Source organism: Limimaricola cinnabarinus (assembly GCF_047631075.1).
GTDB lineage: Bacteria > Pseudomonadota > Alphaproteobacteria > Rhodobacterales > Rhodobacteraceae > Limimaricola > Limimaricola cinnabarinus.
The window spans coordinates 111,901-119,850 of record NZ_JBLHYX010000011.1 but is presented as its reverse complement, the minus strand read 5'-3'; the positions used below and the strand labels follow the sequence as shown (position 1 = coordinate 119,850).

Sequence of the window (7,950 nt, the reverse complement as noted above, 5' to 3'; positions counted from 1 at the left end):
CGGCTTCCTGCTCCTTGATCATCCCGATGATCTGCGCCTCGGTGAAGCGGCTCTTTCGCATCGTCTGCTCCTTTGCAATTGAGCAAACTCTACATCAGACTGAGGGATCTCGAGGGGGGCAGGTCACGTCCCGAACGAGTTTCGCACCGATCCTCGTCGCACAGTACGAGCACCGTATGCGACCCGGCCATATTCCCGGCCCTTGCCACCTTCGTGGATGCCGGACCTCCGGCTCATGCCATACAGCCGGAGAAGCTCTTCCGTGGCGGGTCACGCTCCTTTCTCAGAATATTTGACCTATTCAATGGCTAGGCGGCCGCTATCTTGCTGTACGGAGCCGGCCGCGCCATCGGTCCGCCCGGCCTCCATGACCGCCATAGGAGACTGCATCATGAAGCTCGTATTTGGCTCCGCCGCCCTGCTCGCCCTCGGGCTGGCGTTGCCGGCGGCGGCCCAGCAGAACGACGACACCGAAACCGGCTATGCCGAAGCATCTTTCTGCACCGCCGATTATGCCCCGGATGAGGAGTCGGATGCCGAGGCCCGGCACGCATCCGAGTTCGCCGAGATGGATCTCGACGAGGATGGAATGGTCTCGCAAGAGGAGTTCTCCGCCTGTCGCGCCGCCGCCGAGGGCGTATCCGACGAGGTCGATGCGCAGGGCGAGGCGGCGGATGGAGCCGCCGTCGATGTCGCCTCCGCCGATCTCGATGCAGGGGAAGATCTCTACAAGAAGGTCTGCCGCGCCTGTCACGGGCCCAAGGCGCAGGGCATGGCGAGCTTTCCGAAGCTCGTGGGCCACGATGCCGACTACCTCGCCTCGCGTCTCCAGCAGTATCGCGCCGGCGAGAAGGTGGGCCCGAATTCGGCGCTGATGATGCCGGTGGCGGCCAAGCTCTCGGATGACGAGATTGCCAACGTCGCGGCCTATATCGCGACCGGAATCGAGTGATCGATTGTCCATATCGGGCGATACGCAGCCGTCATACTGTTTTTCGCGGCGCATCCGCGAGATCGCCCTAGCTTCATCACTGCCGTTCAGGCGGAGACCTGTTGGAATTCTTTGGGAGGAGAAGAGATGACACTATTGAAATGCAGAACCGCGCTGCCCGGGCTCGTTCCGGTTCTCGCGGGCGTGCTGGCCCTCGGTACGACGGCTTCCGCGCAAACCGGGACCAATACCTCGAGCCTGCAGCACGAGGTTGTGCTCGAAGGGCTGGAGAACCCTTGGGACATGGCTTTCCTCGATGACGGAACGATGTTCTTCACGGAGAAATGCAAGGGCCTTTCCGTCCGGATGCCCTCCGGCGACGTCAATGCCCTCCTCGGAATGAGCGAAACGGAGGGGTATCCCAGCACCGAGGACGACCTGTTCTGCGAAGGCCAGGCCGGCATGATGGGCGTGGCGGTCGACCCGGACTTCACGGAGAACCGACGCATCTACGTCTACTCCACCTCGAACATGTCCGACCCGCACACCAATCGGCTGATGCGGCTCGCGGTGAACGAGGATTTCACCGGCGTATCGGACCGGACCGACATCGTCGACGATGTGCCCTACAAGATGGAGGCGTCCGACCACCCGTTCGGCGGTCCGGGCGCGCATAATGGCGGCCGGGTGCGGTTTGGCCCCGACGGTGCGCTGTGGCTGACCACCGGCGACAACCACAACGAGGAGATCCCGCAAAGCCCGACGCTGATGGGTTCGAAGGTGCTGCGCATCGACACCGACGGCAACGCGCATCCCGAAAACAGCCCGCCCGAGGGTTTCGACGATCGCACCTACACCTACGGTCATCGCAACGTACAGGGCATCGCCTTCCACCCGGGCACCGGCACCCCGATCGCTGCCGAGCACGGGCCTTGGCACTCTGACGAGATCACGGTGCTTGAAAACGGCGGCAACGCCGGCTGGGATCCGCGTTCGAACATGGCCGGTCGCGAAGATTGCCCCGACGACTACTGCGGCTACAGCCCGAACCAGATGGAGGGCATGAACCGCTACGAGCGGGCGGCCTTCATGCCGATGACGGATCTCGAGACCTATCCTGACGCCATGCCGCCGATCTGGGACAACAACGGCTGGTCGCAGGGGACCTCCTCGGCGGCCTTCCTGACCGGTGAGCAGTGGGGCGACTGGGATGGTGCGATGGTTGTCGGCATCATGGGCATCGGCTTTGGTGGCACACCGATCGGTCAACGGATCGACGTCATGCAGCTCGACGACGATCTCGCCGTGCTCGATGTGACGGAGATGACCCTGCCGATGGAAGCGGGGCGGTTCCGCTCTCTGGTCCTGGGGCCGGATGGCAGCCTCTATACCGCTGTCGACGAAGGCATGATTCACAAACTCACGCCTTCCAACTGAGCCTGGGAACGAGGCTTCACTGGCTGCGCCGCCCGCAAGCGGCGCAGCACACCAAACCCAAGTCCGGCGGCGAAACCCGGTTCGCCGGGCAACGAACGGCCACTTCTTCGAAGCGGTCCATGCCTCGAGTATGCCGAGCGGCCTCGGTTTGCTGCTCATGCGTTCCGGCGACCGGGCCGGACAGATAATATCCATCCCGGCACTCCGTTGGCGCCACAGAGCCGCCCCCGACACCCATGCTGAATATATTCAGCAGCGGTCGCTCCTCCGCGCATGGCTCAAGCCATCAATCGACCTGTTTCTGGCAAGGATCTTCTTCTGGCCAAAAAGTCCCTTCAACCGAAGGAATGCGCCAGCGACGATCTTCTCGCTTTGGCCCATCCGTTCAAGCTCGGCTGGCGGCTCTGAATCATCCCGCGTCCGCTCGGGATCGCGTCCAGCTTGAACCGGTAAAGCACGTTCACCATCAGCCGCCATTCGAGGAAGACGAAGATCACAGCCAGCGGCACGCTGCCCCACACAATGTTGTCGGATACCCACTGACCGTCTTCGGGTCCGCCCGCTCCCTGTTAGTCGATGATTTCGCTCATGCGCTTTCCTCATCACCGTGAAAGCTCGATCGCCCCCACGCGCCAGCGGTTGGAACCTCTCCGGTACCGCACCTTCGTGATGTCCTTTGTCGGCTCATGGCCAATGCCCGAAAGGTTCGAAATGAGTGTGAGCCTGATTGCTCAACCTGCGCGGGCTACAGCACGAGATGCAAAAGGCGGGCAGGGCATGGGCCAGCTTCTGAGAGAGCGCGTCGAGAAAGGAGGATCACCCCGCCACTGACGCGGCTCACTTTCCCACCGCCGGTCTCGGTCTTCAGCGTCAGGCGACAAGCGAAAAGCCAGAATGACATCCTTGTCCGCTCCTGCCGCTCCGGCTTTGCCCGGAGCGGCCACGCCTCGTCAGGCGTCGTCGGACCGGGCCAGAGCGACCGCGATGTCCGCATTGTCGAGAATGTACTGGCCATATTCCCGGCGCCAGACAAAGCCCTTCTCCCGAAGGGCTGCAAGGGCCGTCTGGACCGTCGTCACGGCCGGCACTCGGCCGCGATGAACATCCTTCAGGGCTTCGCGCGTTTCCTCCGAGAAAGGCTGGAACGCCAGTCCCTTTCTCGCCATGAGACGCAAGATCCCCTGCTGCAGCGGGGTCATCGAAGCGATCTCCGAGAGCGTGTCGATCTCGGCTTGCGCCTTTCGTTCGGACGCGATGCGCTTCAGCGCCTCCGGCCCGGCGCCTTCAGGCGCAAAGATCAGATCCCGCAGGCAATCGGTCAGCAATTCCGGCCGCCGCCCGACCACATCGAAAGCCGCTTCGAGATCCTCCGGAGAAAGTTTCGCGGTCTCGGCAAGGGCTTCGTTCACGCGCGCGGCCATGCTGTCGATGTAGGACGACCCAAGCGGGGGGAAGGGCCTGACGATACCACCGAAGAACGGGGCCTGCCGGTTCTGTACAAGGGTCGACAGCTTGTCGCGATGCGAGCCCGTCATCAGGAGATAGAGGTGCCGGTCCCCCGGCGCTTGGTTGATCGCGTCGCGCGCGGCCTTCAGCGCGAACATGGCATTGAGCCCGGCATCCGTCTCGACCGCCTGCTGCGCCTCGTCGATGATGACCACCAGATCCTTGCCGGTCGCCTTGATCAGATCCTCGAGGGCATCGGCAATGGTGCCGGACCAAGGGCCGCCCTCCTTCAGCCCGACCGAAAACCCCAGCATTCCGACCCGATCGACGGGGCTGTTCTTGCGCATGCGCGAGATCAGGCCGTCATGCTGCTCCAGCGCGGTCGTGATCCGCGAGACGATGAGGTCGGCCGGGTCGGCGGACCGATCGGACCACAGGTCGACATAGATGACGGCATAGTTCTTGTTTGCGAGGTGTGGAATGAGATCAGAGCGCAGGAAGGTGGTTTTTCCGGTCCGGCGCGGGGCCGCGAGGAACAATCCGGCGAGCGAGCCTGTCAGCGGATCGGGCGTCAGCAGTGAGGCGATCCGGGCGGCATCCTCCGCACGGGGGACATGGAGAGAACTCGTCATTACGCATCCATACGTAGGCCATGCATAACCTACGTAATGCCGAGGTAGGTCTGCGTAAAGAGGGTTCTCATCCAACTTGTCTTACGCAAGCCGCCCCTGCTGCTCGACCGAAAGCGGAGCGGCGCTTTTCAGACGCTTTGCAGCTCCTCGCACGCCATCACGTCGGCCCGGTCAAAGCCCGGAGCATGGCGATCCGTCTTCATCCCCCCGAAGATCCTCTGGGAAGCGACGTCCATGTCGAATGTGAAAGAAGAGGGGCGGTTAGCCGGTGCCTGTTTCACGGAGCCCGGGGAAGCGGAGTTGCGCTGGCTGGGCAGGACGCACACCTATATTCCAGCCCCCCGACGACAGCAGCCGCGGGGCTTCGCGACGATTGATCAAACAGCCCGATACGGCGAGATGATGCCGCTCCACAGGCATTCGAACGATGTCGAATCTCTTTATGTCCTCAAGGGAGAGCCGAGCATCAATCCCGAGCGGCTTCCGTGTCGTCCGGCGCGCCCCGGGGTCTACGCACACGTTGCTCGGGGCGTGGTGCATGGGTTCTGGATCGAGAGAGCATCGGCGCGCGACCTGCACCTGACGCCGCCGCCGGAGGGGGGGCGTCACGAGGACGCCAGACCCCCATCTCAGGCGGACACCCGAGCTGGCCACGCGCCATTTTCCTGAGGCGACGTGTCCGCGGGCAAGGGTGCACCGATGCCTGTGAGCAGTGCCGGCACCCCCCCAAGCCGGACCGCCGGGCTGTAATAGAAACCCTGAACCTCGTTGCAGCCCTCGGAACGAAGTTGATTGAGCTGTTCGAGCGTCTCGACGCCCTCGGCGGTGGTGGTCATGCCGAGGCTCGTCCCCAACCCGGTGATCGCCCGGATGATCGACAGCGCGTCGCCGCCCTTCTCGATGTCGCGAATGAAGGAGCGGTCGATCTTGATCTTGTCGAAGGGGAAGGAGCGCAGATAGCCGAGCGAGCTGTAGCCCGTTCCGAAATCATCCATCGACACCCGCACGCCCATGCCGCGGAACTGCTTGAGGATCGACAGCACCAATTCGCTCTGTCGCAGCAGGACGGACTCGGTGATCTCCAATTCCAGCCGCCGCGGGTCGAGGCCGGTACGTTCCAGCGCCCGCGCGACCTGATCGACCAGTTGCTGCGAGCGGAACTGCGCCGGCGACAGGTTGACCGCGATGCGAACATGGGCGGGCCAATCGGCGGCCGCGTCGCAGGCGCGCTCCAGCACCCAGTTGCCGATCTCGCCGATCAGGCCGATCTCCTCGGCGAGAGGGATGAACTCCGCCGGCGACACCGCGCCGCGCTCGGGATGCGTCCAGCGCAGCAGCGCCTCGAAGCAGCTGACCCGGTTCGTCCCCATGTTGACGATGGGCTGGTAGTAGACCTCGAACTCATCCTTCTGCAAAGCCAGACGGAGATCCCGTTCGAGTGTCCGGCGATGCTGCATCGAGCTGTCCATCTCCTGCTCGAAGAAGCGGAAACCATTGCGCCCGTCGGACTTGGCCCGGTAGAGCGCCATATCGGCCGCCTTGACCAGCGCCTCGGCATCGCTTCCGTCACCGGGAAAGAGCGAAATTCCGATGCTGGTGCCGATCGCGATCTGGTGGCCGTCGATCTCGAACGGTCTGGCGATGTCTTCGATGATGCGTTCGGCCAGCTTGCGCGCCTCTTCGCCAGAGGCGATGTCGCCCTCGATGATCGCGAACTCGTCGCCGCCAAAGCGCGCGACCACCCCCGAGGGGCGCAGGCAGGCGCGCAGCCGCGCGCTTACCTGGCGCAGCAGCTCGTCGCCGACGGGATGGCCAAACAGATCGTTGACCGACTTGAAATGGTCGAGATCGAGGTAAAGCACGGCATGCTGATGACCGCGCGCCGTCGTCGCGACGATCTCTTCGATCCGGCGGGCAAAGAGCAGCCGGTTGGGCAGATCGGTCAGGGCGTCGTGATGCGCCATGTGCTCGATCCGCGCCTCGTCGCGCTTGCGCTCCGTGACGTCCTCGAAGGTGGCGAGCCAGCCGCCCGAGGCGATCGGCACGCAGCAGACCGACAGGGCGCGGCCGTCGCCCAGCGTCGCGAGGTGGGTCATCATCCGCCTCTCGCCACCGCGCCGTGCGATGGTGGTCATGAATTCGGTGTCCTGCCCCGAGATGTCGTGCCCGGCGGCGCGCATCGCCCGGAGCATCTGCCCGAGCTTCATCCCCGGCTCCACGGCGCCGGGCGGCAGGCCATAGATCTCTTCGAAGCGTTGATTGTGCACGATCAGTTCGCCATCGGGGCCATACATGCACAACCCTTGCGACATGTTGTTGAGCGCCGCGTCGAGCTGCAGGTTGCGCTTGGCGATCTCGGCCTCGGACTGTTCGATCAACCGGGCGCGGGCCTGGGCGAGCTGGGTGATCAGCCGGTCGAAGCTGCGTGCCAGAAGGCCGATCTCGTCGGACCGCGCGATGGTCGCGGCGCCGATCAGCTCGGTCACGTCGGGGGCTTCGTCCCAATCCGCCCGCGACAACCGCTTCATCGCCCCGCTCATGGCGGTGATCGGGCCGGTCAGCCTTCGTGACAGGCACCAGCCGATGGCCAGCATCATCAGCGCGATCAGCGCGGAGGTCAGGATCAGGTTGCGCTTGAGTTGCGTGATCGAGCCGAAGGCGGCCTCCTCGGTGAGCCCCGCCACCATCTCGAGGTCGAGATGCCAGAACCGGTTGTCTGCAGGAAACCGCGCCGTGGTGATGAGATCGGAGCCGGTGTTGCCCGTGCCCTGCGCGCCGGTCGCCATCAGGCGTTGCACGATGTCGCCGGCCGCCTCGGCCTCGGTGCGGTAGAGCGGCAGCCCGTCGCCGTCGCGCAGCAGCAACGCGCGTTGCGCGCCCTGTTCCTCGTCGCCGATCTGCACCCGGCCGAGCCGTTCGCGCAGCCAGCCCATGTCGATCGCGCCGGACAGCACGCCGATCACCGTATCCGGGTCGTATTCGGCCCGGATCGGTACGCTGAACAGCGACGATTCCCCCGCGATCTCGGGATGCATGCCGAACCGCCCCGCCATCGGCAGCCCGATCAGCCCCATCTCCAGCTGATAGATGTCGAGCACCTGCCCCGGCGCGATGTCGAGATTGTCGGCCGCGATGACCGCGCCTCTTTCGTCCGTCACCACGAGGGAGGCGAATTCGCGGTAGCGCGTCCGCACCGCCGCCAGCGAATCGGCGATCGCGCCGATGCCGTCACCGATCAGCACGTCCTGCATCACGTTGGTCTCGGCCAGCGTGGTCAGGTCGTACATCGCGCGATCAAGCTGGCGCTGCAGGTCGCGCATGTCGGCGTCGAGGGCGCGGACGGCCTTTTCCGTGACCTCGGCGCGCAGCGCGCGCTCGCCGAAATAGGTGGCCACCAGCGTGCCGATCCCGAGCGAGACGACGGCGCAGGCAAAGAGCGTCGCCGCCATCTTCAGACGCAGGCCCCCTCTGGCCCAACCGATGCCGGGAACGGCGGCGGCCATG

At 64.6% G+C, this 7,950-nt stretch carries 5 protein-coding genes; 3 read left to right on the top strand and 2 right to left on the bottom strand.

The features are described 5' to 3' along the window. Positions 1–391 precede the first annotated feature (391 nt). From ACJASC_RS10970 to ACJASC_RS10960, 3 genes are all read left to right on the top strand, one after another. Entirely contained in the window at positions 392–952 is a 561-nt protein-coding gene (locus tag ACJASC_RS10970) for a c-type cytochrome (RefSeq protein WP_415145976.1), read from the top strand. A 126-nt stretch (positions 953–1,078) separates the two neighbouring features. Further along, positions 1,079–2,368 carry a PQQ-dependent sugar dehydrogenase gene (locus tag ACJASC_RS10965; RefSeq protein ID WP_415145974.1) on the top strand — a complete coding sequence of 430 codons (1,290 nt, stop codon included), beginning with the start codon at positions 1,079–1,081 and terminating at the stop codon, positions 2,366–2,368. 273 nt (positions 2,369–2,641) lie between these two features. Beyond that, complete coding sequence (locus ACJASC_RS10960; protein ID WP_415145972.1) at positions 2,642–2,776, top strand: hypothetical protein; 135 nt, start codon at positions 2,642–2,644, stop codon at positions 2,774–2,776. Between the two features lie 542 nt (positions 2,777–3,318). On the opposite strand, the gene ACJASC_RS10955 is transcribed toward ACJASC_RS10960, so the two are convergent. Then, a complete protein-coding gene (locus tag ACJASC_RS10955; protein WP_415145970.1) occupies positions 3,319–4,521 on the bottom strand; it encodes an ATP-binding protein in 1,203 nt (400 codons plus the stop codon). A 554-nt stretch (positions 4,522–5,075) separates the two neighbouring features. Beyond that, positions 5,076–7,949 (bottom strand): bifunctional diguanylate cyclase/phosphodiesterase, encoded by a 2,874-nt coding sequence (locus ACJASC_RS10950; RefSeq protein WP_415145968.1) that lies wholly within the window; start codon positions 7,947–7,949, stop codon positions 5,076–5,078. Between the last annotated feature and the right edge of the window lies 1 nt (position 7,950).

Bases quoted from the DNA above. Each gene is read 5' to 3' on its own strand.
- ACJASC_RS10970 (WP_415145976.1), top strand. From the start codon at position 392: ATGAAGCTCGTATTTGGCTCCGCCGCCCTGCTCGCCCTCGGGCTGGCG.
- ACJASC_RS10960 (WP_415145972.1), top strand. From the start codon at position 2,642: ATGGCTCAAGCCATCAATCGACCTGTTTCTGGCAAGGATCTTCTTCTG.
- ACJASC_RS10965 (WP_415145974.1), top strand. From the start codon at position 1,079: ATGACACTATTGAAATGCAGAACCGCGCTGCCCGGGCTCGTTCCGGTT.
- ACJASC_RS10950 (WP_415145968.1), bottom strand. From the start codon at position 7,949: ATGGCCGCCGCCGTTCCCGGCATCGGTTGGGCCAGAGGGGGCCTGCGT.